This window comes from Rhizobium sp. BK313, assembly GCF_014193655.1.
In the GTDB taxonomy this organism is placed as follows: Bacteria; Pseudomonadota; Alphaproteobacteria; order Rhizobiales; family Rhizobiaceae; genus Rhizobium.
In genome coordinates this window covers 775084-794038 of the sequence record NZ_JACHZQ010000001.1, presented here as the reverse complement: position 1 = coordinate 794038, position 18955 = coordinate 775084, and the positions used below count along the sequence as shown (strand labels likewise).

General features: G+C 59.9%; 18 protein-coding genes and 1 tRNA gene. 4 read left to right on the top strand and 15 right to left on the bottom strand.

Annotated elements, in window-relative coordinates; genetic code table 11:
* Positions 1-345: 345 nt before the first annotated feature.
* On the top strand, positions 346-3117 hold the full coding sequence (locus FHT86_RS03760) for an ATP-binding protein (RefSeq protein ID WP_166656737.1): 2772 nt from the start codon (positions 346-348) through the stop codon (positions 3115-3117).
* A gap of 3 nt (positions 3118-3120) precedes the next feature.
* Here the strand turns inward: FHT86_RS03760 and FHT86_RS03755 are convergent, their stop codons facing one another.
* From FHT86_RS03755 to FHT86_RS03745, 3 genes are all read right to left on the bottom strand, one after another.
* The gene (locus FHT86_RS03755; RefSeq protein WP_133705592.1) at positions 3121-3834 is read right to left on the bottom strand and encodes a hypothetical protein; all 714 of its coding nucleotides are present in this window, start codon (positions 3832-3834) and stop codon (positions 3121-3123) included.
* A gap of 106 nt (positions 3835-3940) precedes the next feature.
* The gene (locus FHT86_RS03750; RefSeq protein WP_133705591.1) at positions 3941-4738 is read right to left on the bottom strand and encodes an alpha/beta fold hydrolase; all 798 of its coding nucleotides are present in this window, start codon (positions 4736-4738) and stop codon (positions 3941-3943) included.
* Positions 4739-4881: 143 nt separating this feature from the next.
* Complete coding sequence (locus FHT86_RS03745) at positions 4882-5442, bottom strand: helix-turn-helix domain-containing protein (RefSeq protein WP_133705590.1); 561 nt, start codon at positions 5440-5442, stop codon at positions 4882-4884.
* 246 nt (positions 5443-5688) lie between these two features.
* On the opposite strand from FHT86_RS03745, the gene FHT86_RS03740 reads away from it, so the two are divergent.
* Positions 5689-6492: an SDR family NAD(P)-dependent oxidoreductase gene (locus FHT86_RS03740; RefSeq protein ID WP_133707058.1), complete on the top strand. Its 804-nt coding sequence runs from the start codon at positions 5689-5691 to the stop codon at positions 6490-6492.
* Between the two features lie 246 nt (positions 6493-6738).
* Here the strand turns inward: FHT86_RS03740 and FHT86_RS03735 are convergent, their stop codons facing one another.
* The 11 genes from FHT86_RS03735 to FHT86_RS03690 form a co-directional block, all read right to left on the bottom strand.
* Entirely contained in the window at positions 6739-6909 is a 171-nt protein-coding gene (locus FHT86_RS03735) for a hypothetical protein (RefSeq protein ID WP_166656736.1), read from the bottom strand.
* A gap of 113 nt (positions 6910-7022) precedes the next feature.
* Positions 7023-7271 carry a hypothetical protein gene (locus FHT86_RS37735; RefSeq protein ID WP_246779368.1) on the bottom strand — a complete coding sequence of 83 codons (249 nt, stop codon included), beginning with the start codon at positions 7269-7271 and terminating at the stop codon, positions 7023-7025.
* Between the two features lie 38 nt (positions 7272-7309).
* Positions 7310-7504 (bottom strand): hypothetical protein, encoded by a 195-nt coding sequence (locus FHT86_RS37730; protein WP_246779367.1) that lies wholly within the window; start codon positions 7502-7504, stop codon positions 7310-7312.
* A gap of 264 nt (positions 7505-7768) precedes the next feature.
* Positions 7769-7844, bottom strand: a tRNA-Lys gene (locus tag FHT86_RS03725).
* 124 nt (positions 7845-7968) lie between these two features.
* Positions 7969-8886 (bottom strand): PhzF family phenazine biosynthesis protein, encoded by a 918-nt coding sequence (locus FHT86_RS03720; RefSeq protein ID WP_133705589.1) that lies wholly within the window; start codon positions 8884-8886, stop codon positions 7969-7971.
* An 82-nt stretch (positions 8887-8968) separates the two neighbouring features.
* Positions 8969-9715: an NUDIX hydrolase gene (locus FHT86_RS03715; protein WP_133705588.1), complete on the bottom strand. Its 747-nt coding sequence runs from the start codon at positions 9713-9715 to the stop codon at positions 8969-8971.
* Positions 9712-10824: an endonuclease/exonuclease/phosphatase family protein gene (locus FHT86_RS03710; protein ID WP_133705587.1), complete on the bottom strand. Its 1113-nt coding sequence runs from the start codon at positions 10822-10824 to the stop codon at positions 9712-9714. Before FHT86_RS03710 ends, FHT86_RS03715 begins: the two co-directional genes overlap by 4 nt.
* A gap of 47 nt (positions 10825-10871) precedes the next feature.
* On the bottom strand, positions 10872-11867 hold the full coding sequence (locus FHT86_RS03705; protein ID WP_133705586.1) for an isopenicillin N synthase family dioxygenase: 996 nt from the start codon (positions 11865-11867) through the stop codon (positions 10872-10874).
* Between the two features lie 87 nt (positions 11868-11954).
* Positions 11955-12986: an ABC transporter ATP-binding protein gene (locus tag FHT86_RS03700; RefSeq protein ID WP_133705585.1), complete on the bottom strand. Its 1032-nt coding sequence runs from the start codon at positions 12984-12986 to the stop codon at positions 11955-11957.
* The gene (locus FHT86_RS03695) at positions 12974-14668 is read right to left on the bottom strand and encodes an iron ABC transporter permease (RefSeq protein WP_133705584.1); all 1695 of its coding nucleotides are present in this window, start codon (positions 14666-14668) and stop codon (positions 12974-12976) included. The genes FHT86_RS03700 and FHT86_RS03695 overlap by 13 nt, the downstream gene beginning before the upstream one ends.
* A 17-nt stretch (positions 14669-14685) precedes the next feature.
* A complete protein-coding gene (locus FHT86_RS03690) occupies positions 14686-15666 on the bottom strand; it encodes an ABC transporter substrate-binding protein (RefSeq protein ID WP_133705583.1) in 981 nt (326 codons plus the stop codon).
* A gap of 174 nt (positions 15667-15840) precedes the next feature.
* On the opposite strand from FHT86_RS03690, the gene FHT86_RS03685 reads away from it, so the two are divergent.
* Complete coding sequence (locus FHT86_RS03685) at positions 15841-16899, top strand: aldo/keto reductase (protein WP_133705582.1); 1059 nt, start codon at positions 15841-15843, stop codon at positions 16897-16899.
* 21 nt (positions 16900-16920) lie between these two features.
* On the opposite strand, the gene FHT86_RS03680 is transcribed toward FHT86_RS03685, so the two are convergent.
* Positions 16921-18150 (bottom strand): PLP-dependent aminotransferase family protein, encoded by a 1230-nt coding sequence (locus FHT86_RS03680; protein ID WP_133705581.1) that lies wholly within the window; start codon positions 18148-18150, stop codon positions 16921-16923.
* Between the two features lie 181 nt (positions 18151-18331).
* On the opposite strand from FHT86_RS03680, the gene FHT86_RS03675 reads away from it, so the two are divergent.
* Positions 18332-18934, top strand: coding sequence for a class I SAM-dependent DNA methyltransferase (locus tag FHT86_RS03675; RefSeq protein WP_133705580.1), 603 nt, complete (start codon positions 18332-18334; stop codon positions 18932-18934).
* Positions 18935-18955 lie beyond the last annotated feature (21 nt).

Below are 18955 nucleotides of genomic sequence, written 5' to 3'. Positions count from 1 at the left end.
GGCCATTGTGCTAATTCCTATGCCGCGGCAAAGGCCGGTACATGAAATTTTTAACGTTACTAGTTGGCGGATCAGCTTCTTCGTCGTCACTGCGGACAACGTCGACAACAATCACGGCTCCTTCCGTTCGATCTGTGGATGACGCCGGCCGTGTTGGGACAATGGGACGTCGAGAAGGCACCGGGTTCACGCTGTATTTAATCAACCTGACGCAAAAGCTTTACCCGAGCAGGCGATCGGAGGCGCGAGATGCTCACTCGGACGGAGACTGCAAAAGAGATTGTCGCTTTTGGCCCATTTCACCTTTGTCCCGCCGAGCGCCTACTCGAGCGAGAGGGACATCCCTTGACGATCGGGGGCCGGGCGCTGGACATTCTGCTCTGCCTCGTCGAACGGGCCGGAGAAGTCGTCGGCAGGAGTGAACTGGTCGAAAAGGTCTGGCCCACAGTCACGGTTGAGGACGGAAGCCTGCGCTTCCACGTTGCCGCGCTTCGGAAAGCCCTGGGAGATGGGAAGGATGGAGCACGTTATATTGCAAACGTGCCGGGCCGTGGCTATTGCTTCGTCGCTCCCTTCACACGCGACCGAGCGCAGTCCGCGAACGGCGGCGCAACTGATGCCGCCCCCATTCTCGGCGCGCCGCCAGGACGTCGCATCGGACTGCCGGCGCGCTTGCCGCGACTGATTGGTCGGGATGCGATGATTACAGCAGTAGGAGGACAACTTCTGGACAAGCGTTTCGTGTCGATTGTCGGCCCGGCTGGCATCGGCAAGACGATGCTCGCACTCGCCGTGGCACATCGGCTCGTGCCGCATTTTGACGGGTCAGTCTATTTCGCCGATCTCGCCCCCGTGACGGATCCCGCGATGCTCCCTTCCACCCTGGCTTCCCTCTTTGGACTGAGCGTCCGCCATGACGATCCAGAGCCGAGCCTAATCCGCCTTCTCGAGGAAAAGCCCGTCTTGGTGATCATCGATTGCTGCGAACATGTCGTCGAAGCGGTCGCCCTATGGACGGAGAGGATGTTCGCAGCCTCTCCGCGCTTGCATATCCTGACGACCAGCCGTGAATCGCTACGGGTAGAGGGGGAACATGTCTACCGACTTTTTCCGCTCGATATTCCGACGGAGTTGGAAGGACAAACGGCAGCCGATGCAATACGTTTTCCCTCCGTGCAACTCTTCGTAGAACGGGCCGCCGCCTGCGTCGATCGGTTCGAACTCAACGATGCCGATGCGCCGATCGTATCCGAGATATGCCGACGACTCGACGGCATCGCTCTCGCCATCGAGCTGGCCGCAGGCCGTGTCGAAGCCTATGGTGTTTACGGCATCTCCAAACTTCTCGATGACCATTTCAAGCTCTTCACTCGGGGTCGACGCACTGCATTGCCCCGCCATCAAACGCTGAGCGCAGCTCTCGATTGGAGTTATGACCTCCTTACCGATGGCGAACGAGCCGTGTTACGGCGCGTCGCCTCCTTCGCCGGCAGTTTCACCTTCGACGCAATCGAAGCCGTGGCGGCGGACGGCGAAGAAGCTCAGCTTATCGATATTGTCGCCGACCTTGCCGCCAAATCGCTCATTGCAGTCGAGATCGGCACCGGGAGCCCGCGCTATCGCCTTTTGGCCACGACACGTGCCTATATGCTCGCGAAGCTTGCCGACAGCGGCGAGCTATCATGTTGCTTCTTAAGGCAGGCCGAACATTTTTGCCGGCTCCTGCAGCAGGCCGGCGAAATATCGCCGACTGAAGTGCCGGTCACGCCGCTGATCACTCACGGCGAGGACATCGTCAACATCCGCGCTTGCCTCGTCTGGATGTTCTCGGCGGAACGTGAGCCCGACCTTGGTGCTGCCCTTGCTGCCGCGGCGGCGCCGCTGTTTCTTGAACTGTCACTTTTGACCGAATGCCATGCCTGGGCTCGACGCGCGATCGAGGCACTCCCGCCGGAGGCGCGTGGAAGCAGCAGCGACATGAAGCTGTATATGTGGCTGGGGATTTCGATCACCTTCACCGAGGGCAATACAGAGGACGCGGAAGCGGCCCTCTTGCATGGCCTCGCAATCGCGCGCGCGATCGACGACAGGGATCATGAATTCCTGTTTCTGGAGGCGCTCTATATCTTCCAACTGCGGGTCGCCAATTTCCATGCGGCAGCCATGATCGCCTCGGATGCAAAGACCATCGCGGACGACCGGGAACGCAATGGCAAACGCGCGGCAGACTGGATGCTAGCCTCGTCGGACCACTTCGCCGGCAACTACGCAAGCGCGCGTCGGTACAGCGAGCGTGAATTGAACGGCGCCGAGACTGGCGCATCCGCGCGCATGCCGCGCTTCGGTATCAACCATCGAATTCACGCCCATGACGCCTTGGCAAGGACGCTTTGGATACAAGGATATCCAGACCAGGCGATCGCCATCGCTCGTCGCTCGATCGATGAGGCGCAGCGTCTCGGTCATGGCGTTTCCTCGTGCATCACCCTGTTGTGGACGACATCGCTAGCTCTGTGGGTAGATGATCTTGCCTTTGCCGAGCAGTTGATCGACGCTCTTGTTGATCTTGCCCAAAAGCACTCACTTCCTCCATATCACGCCGTGGGCCTTGGCTGGAAAGGCGTTTTGTCGTTCGCAACCGGAGACTGCGATGGAGGGGTGAAACTGTTACAAGCCAGCATAACGACGCTTGCCTCCATCCGATACAAAATGCTCAAGACCGTCTTCCTCTCGCATCTTTCGGAAGGGCTGATCGCTGTGGGCGAACAAGCTCGCGCTCTGGCGACAATCAGAAAGGCTGCGGATCGGGTCGCTTGCACGGGCGAGCTGTTGTATTGGCCTGAAGTCTTGCGAATTCAGGGCGATGTCCTTCGAGCCAGCAAAGAGAATTCGATGGGGGCGGAAGAAGCGTATCAAGCCTCCCTTCGGTGGTCACGCCAGCAGGCAGCCCGCTCCTTTGAGCTGCGGACCGCAACACGGCTCGCGGACTTGTGGCACGCGCAAGGCCGCACCTGCGAGGCGCGTGCGTTGCTGGCGCCCGTGTATGGCAGTTTCACGGAGGGTTTCGAGACTGGAGATCTCAAAAAGGCAAGAATGCTCATTGATCGGCTGTCTTGAGTGTCATTCAAACCGAGCATCGAAGATCTCGGAGCGCAGCAGCTCAACTGCCGGATCGGGCCGTCCGTCCGCACCCAGAAGCAAGGAGCGGCGCAAGGTAGGAATGACGATGCCAGAAAAGCTCTGATGCGCCCAGGTGTATTGCGCGACCATTCGCTCGCCGGCTTCCCGCGCGGCATAGTCGAGACGACGCTGCAAGCAATTGGCATCGATGTAAAGATGTTGTTCGCGCGTGCAGAGGACATCGTTCTCGAACCCGATCCTCAAACGACGCCAGGTCTCGCCGCTCTCATGCCAGAGTCCAGCATCCTCGCATCGGACACCTGGACCGGCGAATAGAAACGGCGCGCCCAAGTCGTGCCAGATCCGGTAGCCGCAGAAGAACGCAAGCTCTTGGGCGCTCCATTGACGCTCATCGACCTGTCCAGCCAAGGCCGCAGGTGGGCCAGTCCATTCGCCAAGCACCGTTCCATCCAGTTGCTGGAGCAATATCCAATCAGGGCTGTAGAAGCCGACCTGGCCGACGGCGCCAAATCCTGTCATGCGAAGGTACGGCTCGAGCGACTGCCCTTCGACGACCATCTCCCTCAGGGCTCCGCCCCAACCCTTGCTTTCCAACAAGGATCCGTCGATCGACATATGAACGACGAAACGCCGCATATCTCGCCAATGCGCCAGGCCGCCATGAGCTTCGAGGACTTCATCCAGCAGGGTCATGCGGAACGCTCCGCCGCGGTAGCGACCGACGTCCGGCCGTGGAAAAAGGAAGAGCACGGCGACCAGTCTATGCTGAGACCGATCGCCGTGGCGGAAAGTCGACGTCTTACTGAGCGGCGGCCTCGATATCCTTGACGAGATCGGCGGGATCCGTCAGGAACGGCGTATGGCCGGTCTGAAGCGTCAACTCCTTGCGGACGGGCGTCGCTTCGACCATGGCCGCTTGGAGCGAGGGGCTGACCACCTGGTCTTTGGCTGTATGAACATAGACCTTGTCGACCTTGCCGAAATGGGCCTCCGTCAAATGAATCGGTGTGACTAGCGGCACCAACGGTTCATCGACGATCAGATTTGGAACAGCGCTACGGAACGTGGCGTTGCAGTCGAGGCAGAAGACGTTGGCGCGGGCATTGTATTCGATCGCGGCGATACCCTTGTCCTTCATGATCTGAAGGTGCGGACCAATCTTGCTATCCTTGTCGGAATTACCGAGGTCGAGCAGAGACTGGCCGTCCTTGGGCAGATAGGCTGCGACGTAGACAAGTGTCTTGATCCGCTTCGGCTCGGCTTCGGCGGCGGCCGAAATCGTGAAACCGGCGAAGCTGTGACCGACGAGTACCACGGGCTGCTTCGGTTTGCCGATCGCCTTAACGACCGTGTCACGATAGAGGTCGAGGCTGACCTTGTTCGGCGCCAGCGGCGAATTGGGACGACCCGGCAACGTAACGACCTTGACCGGATAGCCGTCCTTTTTCAGCATCGGCGTCACTGCCTGCCACACGTCACTCTGCTCCCAAGCGCCGTGAACGAGAAGAATCTCCGGTTTGCTTCCGGACTTGGCAGCGGCGGTGCCGGCCGCCGATATGATCGCGGCGACGGCGATGGATTTCAGCGTTTTGCTCATGATTTGACTCGCGGTTGAATGTGATGGGGCCGGCCACAAATCCTTCTGGCTCGGACGAGTGCCAGTTAATCCCATGCCGCGCAACTATGATTGGAAGAGCGCATCGCTCCTTTTCCATTTCGCGCGCCGTCATTCGGGATCCTCTATGCTGCGACGGCGTCTACCGGCGATTGGCGCCGCTCCCGCCGCCAGGCTGCCGGGCTCTCGCCGATATCCTTGCGGAATCGCTTGCAGAGGTGTGCCTGATCGGCAAAACCGCTGGCAAGCGCGATGTCGCAGAGGGCGGCATCGGTCGTCAGCATCAAATGCTGGGCATGTTGCAGGCGGCGCCCCACGAGATAGGCATGGGGAGACTGCCCGAAACTCCGTTTGAATGCTCGCGAGAAATGGGCGACGCTCAAATGAACCAAGTCGCCCAGGGCTTCGATGCGAATAGGATCCGCCAAATTGGCTTCTATGTGAGCGGCCACGCGCCTCCCCTGCCAAGCCGTAAGCATGCCCTGCCCGCTCGGATGATCGTCCTTGGCGAGCTGGCGCTCAGCCTCGATCTTCAGCAGCGTCGAGGCGCGCGCGATCACGGCCTTGGCTACCTCGCGATCATGCTCAATTTCACGGACTGCCCTCTCCAGCAATGCGAGAATGCTCGCGGCGAAATGCTCGGCACCGCAAACCCTTCCCGCGCGTGAGTCCAATGTTGTTTGCATAACTATCCCATCCTCTATGACGACCGCGTGCTAACAAACCTCCTGGCGCCGTGCGGAAGGTGCCGCAAACCGCGTGATTTGGCGTGTTAGAGTCTGCTAGTTGTTGTTAGGTGCGATGGTAGCGTTCGGCGCGACAAGAGGCGCAACTGAAGCAAGTTCTGACAAGCATGAACCGTTTTGGACAAGCCATCCACGAAGGTTGCACCTATGTTTCCGGTCATGTCGTTCTCAGCCCAGGATCGCAATATGACCCGATCGTCTTCACCGCCCAAAGCCCTTGTCACCGGTGCATCGTCCGGGATCGGCGCAACCTACGCAGATCGGCTCGCAAAGCGCGGCCACGACCTTCTCCTGGTCGCGCGCGATGGCATGCGTCTGAACGCGCTGGCGGAGCGATTGCGAGAGGAAACCGGCGTCGCCGTCGACATCCTCGCGGTTGACTTGACTAACCGGTTCCACCTCGAGCGGGTGGAACAACATGTCGCGGAAGACCCAACACTCCGGCTCCTCGTCAATTGCGCCGGCCTGGGATCGAGGGGGCCGATGCTATCGACCGGGAAGGCAGATATCGAAGCCATGGCGAGCCTGAATATCACCACGTTGATGTTTTTGACGCAGGCGGCCGCAAAAGCCTTCGCAGAAAGGGGCGGCGGCGCCATTATCAATATCGGCTCGGTCGTCTGCTTGGCCCCCGAGAAATTTAATGCGCTGTACGCTGCCAGCAAAGCCTTCGTGCTCGCGCTGACGCAGGGGCTGGACAAGGAAACGCGACCATATGGCATTCGGTTACAGGCGGTGTTACCTGGCCTCACCCGAACCGAAATATTCGAACGAGCGGGTCTCGATATCGACAGGCTCGATCCGACGATGATCATGGAGGCAGGCGAACTGGTCGACGCGGCGCTGGTAGGGTTTGATCGCGGTGAGTTGGTCACCATTCCTTCCCTGCCCGACATCGGTGACTGGGATGCCTTCGAAGACGCCCGGCGGCACCTTGGGCCCAATCTATCCCGTCAACATCCGGCCACGCGCTACGGTATAGAGGGATGAAATGTAGCGTTTCTCAGGCGAGGTCGCGAAGAAACGATAGTTTGGCGGGCGGCGCAGGATGAAAAGAGCACAGCCCATACGAGGTGCTGTCAAGCCGTTTCGTGAGGGACTGGACGGGGATGTACCTGTGTGAGTTCGGGCACTTGCACGGGTCATCGACCGATGACAATCACCCGTTCCTTGTACGCCATAGCCTTGCCTACGACCGCGACAAGGGCAACGCGCTGCCCAAACGCCGCGCGATGGTTAGCCTCGCTCCTGTGGGCGGTCGTCCATCGCCTCGAGCGCGAGGAACGCGGCTTCCAGCGCCGAGAGGATGCCCTCCGCAGGACGCTGCGGCTGCGCCACCTTGGGTTCCTCAGCGACCGTCCCTCCAGGAAGAAAGCTGCCGCCGAGCCTTTCGATATACGAAATCATGCAGATTCGTCCACGAGGACATCGACGGCCCACACCGAGGAGGTCGTATCCTCGATCAGGACGACGGGAGGAGGCGCGCAAGTTCAAGCGTCAAGGCGAGCTATTTCCTATGCTTACAAACTAAGGAAATGCCGGCTTTTCTCGATATCCATGCAGATCGAGCGGTCGAGCATGTAGTGTTGATCTAGCAACATCCTCACTTCGGCCGATCCTCTCGCTTGAAACTCCATTCGCCGATCGACGACTAGCTCGGCAGCCATTCTCATCAGCCTGGCCTTCTCTTTGCTAAGCAACTCCTTGGCGGCTCTATACTCCTTGCCGAGGATGCCGCTGATTTCCGCATGATATTCCGGAGGCAGCACGAACCCCGCGGCAATCTTCTGCCGGTCGACATGGAACCTCAAACTTTGCCCATCCCATAAGAGAGAACCATCTGGGTCGCGATTTGGGTCGCCATGTCGAGATCGGATCCGGATGCACCGGCTCCCCCGATCGACCGCGAGCCCTGGACGACCTCTTCCGCAGCCATTCCTGCAAGCGAAATACGGATTCTTGCAAGCAGCGTGGCTTCGGTGGGAAGAACAGTCTCAGTCATCTGATAATGCACCCTTTATGCCTTGCAGGGGCAAAAAACCTCCAGGTCGGCGGATCCAAGAGCATTAGGGATGATTGTTGACAACTCTGAGCGCTAAGCCGCTTTAGAGCAGGTCCGTTGGATGCACGGTCTAGGATATCGGCTCGGGATTTTTTCGGGAAATTTGGTACTTCAGCAGGATAATTCTCGCCGATCCCTGCCCGCATCTGCCGACAGCGATATTTACAAAAAAGCCACCTCTGTTTTGAAAATCAAAAGGATAGCTGGTGGGTGATGTAGGGCTCGAACCTACGACCCGCTGATTAAGAGTCAGCTGCTCTACCAACTGAGCTAATCACCCGTACCGCTCGCTCGCGGTGTGAACGGGCATATAAATAGGATCGGTTTGATTGTCCAGCGGCCAGATGAATTTTCTTTGGCTATTCGTCAAAAAAATTTCGACGAACGACAAAAACCTTATGAAATCAAAGCTCAAGAATTCCCGTCGCGACGCGTACGGCCTGGCCGCCGATGCGAGCGTTGACGATGTCGCCACCATCGATGTCGATATGAAGATGGATGAAGGATGGGCGGCCCATCTCCACGCCCTGCTCGACGATGACGGGATGATGACCATCCGGCAGCCGGTCGAACTGGTTGATGGCGCCAGAAAGTGCGGCCACGGCCGAACCCGTCGCCGGGTCCTCGACAATGCCCATCCCGACCGGGAACATCCGGGCATGGAACTTGGCGGTATGGTTGACCGCGCCGCGGCAATAGATGAAGGCGGAAGCGAGCGCACCGTCGACGAAGGGCACGGTCTTCTCCCAGAGCTGTGGATCGAACTCCAGTCGCTCGGCCGCACCGACATCATGCACCGGCACCAGCAGGAACGGCACACCGGCGCTCCAGATCGACGGCACGTGATTCTCGAAGCCGATTTCGGTGACCTTCAAACTGAGCGCATTGGCGATATCGGCGCGGTCGAGCGGCAGCATGATTTGCTGCGATTTCCGCGGCAGGTCGAATTCGGCAAAACTCGCCTTTTCCTGCCGGAGCCGGACGGCGCAACGCACCGGCCCCACCCGCTCGTCCAACATCGAAACCAGGTCGACGTCACCGCCATGGCTGGCATGCGCCCGCTCAGCCAGCGCTATCGCCGTGCCGACGGTCGGATGGCCGGCGAAGGGTAACTCACGGCCGGGCGTGAAGATGCGTAGGCTCGCCGTATGGGCCGGATTCTGCGGCGGTAGAACGAACACCGTTTCGGAGAGATTCATCTCCTTGGCGATTTCTTGCATCGCCTCGTCGCTCAGCCCCTCCGCGTCGAAGATAACGGCCAGCGGATTGCCCGCGAGCTTGCTGTCGGTGAATACATCATAGACACTGAAGCTGCGAGCCACTCCTGCCTCCATCACATGACTCTAGACTGTACAACCCTGCTCAACCATACATAACGGCAACACATTTGAGCGCAAGCTAAAGCTATTCCTGACGATCGAAGAACCATGCAAGGATAGGCGGCATCGCCGAACTATAGTGGTGCGCCGCAGGATCGGCCGAGCGGATGGCAATCGCGCCGTCGATCTCCTTCTCCTCGTCCACCAGCATATGCGCCCTGATTCGCTCGAGCATCTCCTCAGCTGTCCAGGGAAAGCGGAAGATGCGAAAAAGGGTGAGGGAAAGGTTCGTATGCGTGGCGTAATAGCCCGACTCGGCGGCCGCGTCTTCGAGATCGAGGCCGGTTTCCTCCATCACCTCGCGCCGCATATTGCCCTCGATATCGCAGCGCCCGTCGACGATATCGTTTTCATCCATCGAACCTGCGGCGCAATAGACCTGGCCGGGATTGGCGGTATGCTGGGCCATGCGAATGGCGATGATCGCGCCATCGGAGGAGACGGCGACCGGAAAGGCGAAGACATGAAACCCGCCGTGCCGTTCCTTTTGTTTACGCCACCAGAGGAATGTGGAAAACGGCGTGATATACGCTTCGCCTTCCACAGCCCGCTCGCTGACCGATAGACGATGCTGAAAGATCATGCGGCCATCGAAAAGTGCGGGGTTGGCGGCGATCTCCTTCTTCCAATTTTCCTGCGCCGCCTTGGCCTCGCTAACGTGAAAGGGGTGATCACCGGCAATGACGGTGAGATCAATGCGAGCGACCGGGAATACGGTGTTTTCCGGCGGCCAATCGGCCTTGTGGTTTTGCAGTTTGAAAGCGGGGGTCATAATAGATCCAATGTCATGACGACGGGGCAATGATCGGAGGCCTTCGGCCTGTCCCAACCCGTGCGCGGATAACGTTCTACCTCTTGTCCGGGCGGAAATATGGTACGAAAAGGCTGACCGGAGCGGATGACGTCAGGCATGCGCGTCGCATTGGCGTGCGCCAGGGCCGGAGACAGCCAGATATAATCAAGCTGGCAAAGCCACTGCTCCTGCGGCCCACGAGCGTGATATAGCGTCCAGCGGTCCAACGCATCGCGCCGACGCATGACGTTTTCAACGAAGCCGTCGTCACTGAAGACATCGAGCGCGCTGGTCTCTTCATCCTGATGTTTGAAGCGATAGCCGGTGTGGCGCGTGCCGATGACATCGACGCGCTCCTGATAGTCGTTCATATCGCCGCAAATGGCGAAATTCTTCCTCGCCGTATGACCGGCGCCAAAACGGTTCTCGATGATGCGGCGTACGGCGAGCGTCTCGGCCCGACGGACCGGCATGGTCGAATCGCGGCCATCGACGCCTTCCCGCCCTGGCCCCATCGATTTCAGATGCACGACATACAGGGAAAACGGCACGCCGCCGATGGTCAAATCAAGCTCCAGGCAATCCCGCTTGAAAATCTTGTCATCCAGGTGAAGGCCAAGTTCCGCCAATTCATCGTTGAAAAGACCGAAGTCGCGATAAGTCACCATGGCGTGACTTCTGATGTCCTTCAGTACGATCGGCTGGCCGTCGCGGGTCTCCTCGCGCATCATCACGGCAACATCGATGCCTCTGGCATCATTGCCTTCGATCAGGAATTTCCACCGGTAGCCATTGCCGACCATGCGGTAGAGATAGCCGTATTCGAATGCCTGCAACGCCGCCATGCTGTCGACTTCCTGCAGGCAGATGATGTCGGCATCCGCATCGGCGATCGCAAGCGCCGTCATCTGCCGCGTGTCGTCAGTGGCGGCCACGACGCGTGCCGCTTCCAGTTGCTGATAGATGACTTCGTTCTGTACGTCGAACAGCTTCAGCACGCGGTCCTGGCGCAACTGATTGCGGAAACCGGTGTAATCGAAACGGGTCAGCAGGTTTTCGACATTGAAGGTGGCAAGGCGGAGGGACATCTAGCATTCCGGTTTGTGGGGATATGAGCCGGTTTAGCTTTCCAAATTCAATTGGTCTTGGCCGTGACGGTCGATTTGAACTTGCCCATGAGATAGGGGCCGGACAGAACGGGGGCATATTTCGGTTCCTCGCCCGGCGGAAGGCAGGATGGCAGGCAGGCGATCTCGGCAAACCAGTTCGGCTGATGGAAGAACGCTAGCGACTGCCGGCGTTGCATGCCGCCTTCTTCCGGCGGCGGATTGACGACGCGGTGCACGGTCGAGACCCAGCGATCATTGGTCCACAGCGCCATCAGGTCACCGATATTGATGACAAAAGCGCCGGGTATCGGTGGCACCGGCGTCCATTGGCCGTCCGGCGCGATGATCTCCAGGCCTTTGGACCCCGGCTGCGGCAGCAGGATCGTCAGGCTGCCATAGTCGGTATGCGCGCCGGCGCGCAATTGGCCCGGCTGTGGTGCAACACGCTGCTCCGGATAGTTCAGCGCCCTGAGCGCGCTGATCGGCGCATCGACGTAGCTGTCGAAGAAATGCTCATCGAGACCGAGTGCAGTGGCAAAGACCCGCATGATCCGTGCCGCCAGATTTTCCATCGAACGGTAATAGGCCTTCCATGCATCCGCAAACCCTTCAGGACCGTCCGGCCAGATGGTGGCGGCATAGCAGAAGCCGAGCGCTGCCGGATCCGTCATACCGGCCGGCACAGCGAGCGGCCCGCCGTTGAAACTCTCCTTTAGATCGGGCGGCGTGTCGACATTACGCGATTTCGCCAATGCCTCGGTGCCAGGACCGAGATAGCCATAAGGGTAGCCGGGATAAGGCGCTTTCGCCCGTTGTTTGACATCGGCTGGCCGATCAAAAAACGCTCTTGTTTTTGCCCATACGCCGTCGATCACAGCCTCATCGACACCATGGTTGGCAATCGCCAGAAAGCCAGTCGAACGGCAGATCTCGTCGACCTCCGCACCAAGCCGCCTCTTCTCCTCGTCGCCGGCCGCCTCGAAGGCGCCGAGATCGAAAATCGGGAAGCTTTGATCGGACATGGCGCGACTCCCATTCGTGACATTGGGCAACTCAAGCACAGGTGGGGGCCGCGAACAACTATCTTGTCCTTCTGCTCGCGATGCCGATTACAGCCGCCATGCCGACCGGATAGCGACCGCATAGACATCGCCCGCTTTCATCACCTCGCGGCTGTAGGCCCTCAACGTCTGACCGTCCGGTAGCGACAGCCGCAACGCGTAGCGTTCGCCTTCGTAAAGGACGGAGTCCACCTTGCAGGAGATGCCATCGGCATCGGCGAGAACGTCCTCGGGCCGAACGAGGATGTCCGCGCGCAGCGTCTTGCCCTCCTGCTCCCGCCAAATCGTCTTCAGCGTCGGCCAATCGATCAGCCGCTGCTTGCCGTCCGGAAGGGCAAGCGACAGGATCGCGCCCTGCCCCACCAATCCGCCAACCAGCCGGCCTTCCGGCCGCGCGTAGATTTCCGCCGGCGCGGCGACCTGCAGCAGCTGTCCCTCGGACATCACGGCGACATCGGTCGCCAGCGCCATGGCTTCGCTTTGATCGTGGGTGACATAGACCATGGTGGCACCGGAGCGTTGATGGAATTCGCGGAAGGTCTCCTCCATCTCTTTCTTCAGATGCCGATCAAGATTGGCGAGCGGCTCGTCAAGCAGCACAACGTCGGGCGATGTCACCAGGCAGCGCGCCAGCGCTACACGCTGACGCTGTCCGCCGGAAAGATCCGCAGGCCGCCGTTCGGCATAGTCTTCCAGCCGCACGGTCGACAGCGCCTCTCGTACCTTTTGGCGATAGCGCTCGCCGGAGATGCCGCGCACTTTGAGGGGGTACCCCACATTGTCGGCAACGTTCATATGCGGCCAGAGCGCATAGGACTGGAACACCATCGCCATGTTGCGCCGCTCCGGCGGCAACATATTTGCGGCATCGGCGAGCAGACGTTCGCCGAGATGGATCGAACCGTCCGTCGGTTGCTCGAAGCCGGCGATCATCCTCAGCACTGTCGTCTTGCCACAGCCGGACGGCCCGAGCAGCGCCAGGAAACCGCCTTCGCGGACTTCGAGCGACAGCGCTTTGACCGCGGGGCGGCCGCCCGTGCCAAAATCCTTGCTGACGTGATTGAGGATCAGCTTCGCCACGGCACCACTCCTTTCGGCAGGCGCGTGGCCAGGATTTCCAGCAGCAGCATCATGGTGACGACCATGGCAATGACGATGACCGACATGGCGGAGGCGAGATCGGCGCTGCCGCCATCATCGAGGTTGTAGATGACGACGCCAAGTGTCTGAGTGCCCGCCGACCATAGCAATGCGGAAACAGTCAGCTCGTTGCAGGCGATGAGGAAAACCAGGATCACCGAAGCGCCCGCCGCCGGTGCGATCAGCGGTACGATGATATCGGTCAGGCGGCGGAAGAAGCCGGCGCCCGAGAGACGCGCAGCCTCCTCCAGCGCGGGATCGAGCTGCAGAAAGGCGCTCATCACCGGCTTGAGGCTGACGGCGAAATAGGCCGAGAAATAGGCGAGCAGGATGATCCAGATCGTACCGTAGAGCGTGATATTGAGAACCGGCAACGGTGCCGCGAAAACCAGGATGAAGCAGACGGCAATTATGATCCCCGGCAGCGAATAGGGAATCTCGATCAGTCCGCCGACGATCCGGCTCAGCATATCCTTGCGTCGCGTGAGGGCGTATGCCGCCAGGACAGTCACCGCCAGGAGACCAAGCGCCGTCATCCCGGCGAGGAACAGGGAATTGGAAAAAGCGACGCGCGTCACCGTCTGCCGAAACAGGATTTCGGTGAAGGCATGCAGCGACGCCGTCTTGAAGGTCAGCGGCACGCCATAGGCCGGCACCAGCGCGCCGGCGACCAGCGCGAATAAGGGTGCGACCAGCATGATGAACAGGATTGCCCAAAGCAGCGGCATGGCAGCAATACGCCAGCGGCCGAGCGCGAAGGCAGCGGAAGCCCCGGAAAGGCCGATAACGCGATAATCCCGCCCCTTCAACGCCCTGCCCTGTACGGCAAGGCCCGCAACCGAAATCACCGCGATCATCGCCGATAGCACGGCGACATCCCCGAAGGTGCGTGGGCCAAAGGTCGAGAATTTGGTGAAGATCAACGTCGACAACGTGAAGATCGAAGCGGGTATCCCGAGGATGGCCGGTATGCCGAAATTGCCGATGGAAGAGACGAAGGCGATGGCGGCGCCAGCGATGACACCGGGCAGTGACAGTGGCAGGATGATGTCGCCGAAGACGCGAAATCCGGAGGCTCCAGAAAGCCTCGCTGCCTCGACACCATCGCGCGGCAGCGCCATCAGGCCGGCTCGGAGCGCCAGATAGACCAACGGCGCGTGCTGGACGCCATAGAGCAGCGCAATGCCGCCGACGGAATAAAGCGGCTGCGGCGAGCCGAGCGGCGGGGCGATATGCAGCGCCTTCAACAAGGGGCTGGATGGACCGGACATCTGCACCCAGGCGAGCGCTGTCACCTGCGGCGGGATCATCATCGGCAAAACAAAGAGAAAGCCGAGCGGCCCCCTGCCCGGAATGTCGGTCAAAGTCAGCAGAAAAGCGAAGAGGCAGCCGAGCAGCACGGAAATGACTGTGCCGAGCACGGCCGTCTCGATCGTATACCAGGTCGAGCGCCAAAGGGCAGGATCGGTGATCAGTTCATAAGCACCGCCGCGCAGAAGCGCCTCGATGCCAGCCTCCGCCAGCCGCGCCAATGGTAGCACGCTCAACAGCATCACGATGGTAACGACAAAAGGAAACAGCCAGGCTGGCTGGCTGTTTCCCTTACGCACATATCCGTACATCGACCGTCCAGATTGGATCACTTCGATCCGTAGTAGGAAGAGAAGGTCTTCAGATCCTGGTCGGTATTCTTCAGAGCTTCGGCCGCATTCAACGGCAAAACCTTGATGCTGTCACGTGCCGGGAAACCGGCGGGCAGCGGCATGCCGTTGCGAGCCGGGATATAGCCGAGCTTCAGGAAGCCTTGCTGGCCCTTTTCCGACAGAGCGTAGTCGACGAACTTCTTGGCGGCGTCGACATGCTTGGCGCTGGCGAGGATGCCGACCGGCTCGGTCACGGCCGAAACACCTTCGGTCGGGAAAACGAATTCCAGCGGCGCGCCCTTGGCCTTTTCGCGGATCGGCATGTAATCAACGATCATGCCATAAGCCTTTTCACCCGAGGCCACGGCCTTCAGCACAGCACCATTGCCGCCAGAAGCGATTGCGCCGTTGGCAGCGAGATTCTTGTAGTAGTCCCAGCCCAGGCTGCCGATGCCGGCAAGCGTCTGCGCATGAATGAGAGCCGCACCCGAAGCAAGCGGGCTCGGCATGGCTACGAGACCCTTGGCTTCCGGCTTGGTCAGATCCTGCCAGCTCGCGGGCTTCATCGAAGCGGCTGTGTTGTAGACGATGCCGGTGGTGATCAGCTTGGTCGAATAATAGTAGCCGTCGGCGTCATAAAGCGCTGGATCGTAATTCACGGCTTCCGGCGACTTGTAAGCCATCAGTTTGCCGGCTTCCTTCAGGCGCTCCAGCGTCACCGTGTCGGCGATCAGCAGAACGTCGGCCACGGGAGCGCCAGCCTGAATCTCAGCCTGAAGCTTGGCAATGATCTGCGGGGTGCCGTCGCGGACCCAATCGACCTTGATGCCAGGATTGGCAGCCATGAAGCCATCGACGGTCGCCTGTGCATCTTCGTTCGGCTGGCTGGTGTAGAGGACGAGGTCGGCAGCGGCGGCCGAGCCAGAGAAAAGGGCGACGGCCAACAGGCCGGCGAAAGCGGAAACAAACGTCTTCATGAAGCGTCCTCGACTGGGTGATCAGAAGGGTTCCTTAGACGTGCCGATTAACATGATTGTGACAATCCGCAATCGCCGACCGAACCGTTCATACTATCATTCGACCTTGACCACCGGCGCCCCGCACTATTTCTTAGCGCACGAATTTCAGATCTGATTTTGGAGGGTAAATCTATGGAATATCGTCTGCTTGGCCGCTCCGGCCTCAAAGTTTCGACCATCACGATGGGCACGATGACCTTCGGTGGCGTTGGCTGGGCGAAGACCGTCGGCGATCTCGGTGTCAGCGAGGCGAAGCGACTGGTCGACATGTGCGTCGATGCCGGCGTCAACCTGATCGACACGGCCGATGTCTACTCGCAAGGGGCTTCCGAAGAAATTCTCGGCGAGATCATCGGCGGCCCGCGCAAGAACGGCGTATTGATCGCCACCAAGGCCCGCTTCCCGATGGGCCAGGGCGTCAACGATGCCGGCTCCTCACGCCAGCATCTGATCCAGGCATGCGAAGCCAGCCTGAAGCGCATGAAGACCGATGTCATCGATCTCTATCAGTTGCATGAATGGGACGGCCAGACGCCGCTCGAGGAAACGATGGAAGCGCTGGACACGCTCGTCCGTCAAGGGAAGGTGCGCTATATCGGTTGTTCGAACTTCTCCGGCTGGCATATCATGAAGGCGCTCGGCGTCAGCGAGCGCGACAAGCGCGAACGCTTCGTCAGCCAGCAGATCCACTACACGCTGGAAGCCCGTGACGCCGAATACGAACTGTTGCCCGTCAGCCTCGACCAGGGCCTCGGCGTCCTCGTCTGGAGCCCGATCGCTGGCGGCCTCCTTTCCGGCAAGCATCGCCGCAACCAGGCGACACCGGAAGGCACCCGCCAGTTCGCAGGCTGGACCGAGCCGCCGATCCGCGACGAAAACCGTCTGTGGAACATCGTTGATACGCTGGTGGAGATTGCCGATGGTCGTGGCGTCTCGGCTGCACAAGTGGCGCTCGCCTGGCTGATCGGCCGCAAGGGCGTGACGTCTGTTATCATCGGCGGCCGCACGGACGCACAATTCAAGGACAATCTCGCCAGTGCCGAGCTGAAGCTGACAGAAGAAGAGCGCAAGCGCCTCGACGACATCAGCTTGCCGCCGCTGCTGTACCCCTACTGGCACCAGCGCAATACAGCAAGCGACCGACTCAGCGAGGCCGACCTGTCGCTGATCGCGCCGCATCTCGCGAAGTAAACTGGAAAATGGCGTGGCGGCTTAGGCCGCCATCGCCCCGATCTCGCTGGCGATCAGCTTGCCAAGCCGCGAAATGCCCTCATCGATCATTTCGTCATTGGCGCAGGAGAAGCTGACGCGGAACGTGTTCGGGCCGGAGCCATCCGCGAAGAAGGCCTGGCCGGGCACGAAGGCAACCTTCGCCGTCTCCAGCGATTTTGCCAGCAGCTTGGCCCCGTCCATACCCTTCGGCAGGGTGATCCAGACGAACATGCCGCCCTCGGGCTTCGTCCAGCTCGTACCCGCAGGCATGTATTTCGCAAGCGCCGCCAGCATGCAGTCGCGGCGGTGGCTATAAGTCTTGCGGACCTTGGCGACCTGCGCATCGAAGCCGCGTTCGGCGACATGATGGATGGCGATCTGATTGATGGTCGAGGAATGCAAATCAGCCGCCTGCTTCATCAGAACCAGCTTGCGGATAACAGGCGCATTAGCGACGACGAAGCCAACGCGAAGACCCGGCGCCAACGTCTTGGAAAAGCTGCCGCAATAGATCGTCCGCGTGTCGTTGATATTGCCCTTGCGGGCAATTTCGAGCGCCAGGATCGGCGGGATCGCCTCGCCGTCATAACGCAGCGACTGATAGGCGGCATCTTCGATGATGGCGATATCCAGTTCGTCGCCGAGATCGATCAGCTTTTCGCGAGCAGCAAGATCGACGGTTTCACCGGTCGGATTGGCAAAATCGGCGGAGAGATAGGCAAACTTCACCCTGCCGCCCGCCTGCTCGGCGGTCGCGCGATAGGAGGCCGGCGTACGGTTGCCGTTCGGGGTGAGCTGATCATAGGTCGGCTCATAGGCGTTGAAGGCCTGCAGCGCGCCGAGATAGGTCGGCGCGGTGACCAGCGCTGTGTCCTTTGGCGACAGGAACAGCTTGCCGAGATAGTCGAGCCCCTGCTGCGAACCGGAAACGATGAAGACGTTTTCGAGTTCGCAGGGAATACCAACCGCGGCCATCTGGCCGACCAGCCATTCGCGCAGCGGCTTGTAGCCTTCGCTGACCGAATATTGCAGTGCCGCGTTGACCGCCGGGCCGGAAAAGATGTCCGCATAAGCCTGCTTGAACTCCTGATCCGGAAACAGCGCCGGATCGGGAATGCCGCCAGCGAACGAGATGATGTCCGGACGCTCCAGCAGCTTCAACAGTTCGCGGATTTCAGAGGCGCGCATACGGCTCGAGCGCGTCGCAAAGATATTTTCCCAATTCAACATGGGGCTTCCTCGTAATTTTTGGTCTTTGTGCCACAAGATCACGCAACAAACGATAAGTCAATAATGCTGACCTAATTTGTTTGTGATGGTCACATTGTTGCCTGCAGCCCCTCCTTCGGCGAATATCCCGGCGTCAGGCGGCCGAGGTAAAATCATCATTCGCCCATGGAGTTTCGCCAATATGGACTCGTCAGATACACAATTCTACGATCAGAACGCGGCCGTCTATGCGGTGCGCGACCGGAGTCTGCCGCAGCGCCGGCTCGACGCCTTCCTGAATGCTCTTCCTGCCGGCGCATCGATTCTCGAACTTGGCTGCGGCGGCGGTCAGGACGCAGCCTACATGATCTCTCGCGGCTTCAACGTCACTCCAACGGATGGTTCGCCGGAAATGGCGCAGCAGGCGGAAAAGCTGATCGGAAAGCCGGTAATCGCCCGCAGGTTCGAAGAGCTGGAGGACGATCAAATCTACGACGGCATTTGGGCCGAAGCGTCCCTGCTGCATGTGCGACGATCGGATCTTCCAGGGATATTCAACCGAATCCGCAAGGCATTGAAGACCAGCGGCATATTTCACGCCAGCTTCAAAGCCGGAGACACCGAGGGTTACGACAGCTTCGGCCGATACTACAACTACCTCTCGGCCGACTGGCTTAACGATCTGCTCATCTCGACCGGGTGGAAGGACATTTCACTCAATGAAACAGATGGCGGCGGCTACGACGGTAAACCGACGAAATGGCTGCGGATGAGAGCCAGGAAAAGCACTCGATCAGCTACTTGAGCCATAAGACACGTCCTGAAA

Coding starts and splice junctions, on each gene's coding strand:
- FHT86_RS03755 (WP_133705592.1), bottom strand. CDS start 3,834: ATGACCCTGCTGGATGAAGTCCTCGAAGCTCATGGCGGCCTGGCGCAT.
- FHT86_RS03750 (WP_133705591.1), bottom strand. CDS start 4,738: ATGAGCAAAACGCTGAAATCCATCGCCGTCGCCGCGATCATATCGGCG.
- FHT86_RS03745 (WP_133705590.1), bottom strand. CDS start 5,442: ATGCAAACAACATTGGACTCACGCGCGGGAAGGGTTTGCGGTGCCGAG.
- FHT86_RS03740 (WP_133707058.1), top strand. CDS start 5,689: ATGACCCGATCGTCTTCACCGCCCAAAGCCCTTGTCACCGGTGCATCG.
- FHT86_RS03735 (WP_166656736.1), bottom strand. CDS start 6,909: ATGATTTCGTATATCGAAAGGCTCGGCGGCAGCTTTCTTCCTGGAGGG.
- FHT86_RS37730 (WP_246779367.1), bottom strand. CDS start 7,504: ATGACTGAGACTGTTCTTCCCACCGAAGCCACGCTGCTTGCAAGAATC.
- FHT86_RS03715 (WP_133705588.1), bottom strand. CDS start 9,715: ATGACCCCCGCTTTCAAACTGCAAAACCACAAGGCCGATTGGCCGCCG.
- FHT86_RS03710 (WP_133705587.1), bottom strand. CDS start 10,824: ATGTCCCTCCGCCTTGCCACCTTCAATGTCGAAAACCTGCTGACCCGT.
- FHT86_RS03705 (WP_133705586.1), bottom strand. CDS start 11,867: ATGTCCGATCAAAGCTTCCCGATTTTCGATCTCGGCGCCTTCGAGGCG.
- FHT86_RS03695 (WP_133705584.1), bottom strand. CDS start 14,668: ATGTACGGATATGTGCGTAAGGGAAACAGCCAGCCAGCCTGGCTGTTT.
- FHT86_RS03690 (WP_133705583.1), bottom strand. CDS start 15,666: ATGAAGACGTTTGTTTCCGCTTTCGCCGGCCTGTTGGCCGTCGCCCTT.
- FHT86_RS03685 (WP_133705582.1), top strand. CDS start 15,841: ATGGAATATCGTCTGCTTGGCCGCTCCGGCCTCAAAGTTTCGACCATC.
- FHT86_RS03680 (WP_133705581.1), bottom strand. CDS start 18,150: ATGTTGAATTGGGAAAATATCTTTGCGACGCGCTCGAGCCGTATGCGC.
- FHT86_RS03675 (WP_133705580.1), top strand. CDS start 18,332: ATGGACTCGTCAGATACACAATTCTACGATCAGAACGCGGCCGTCTAT.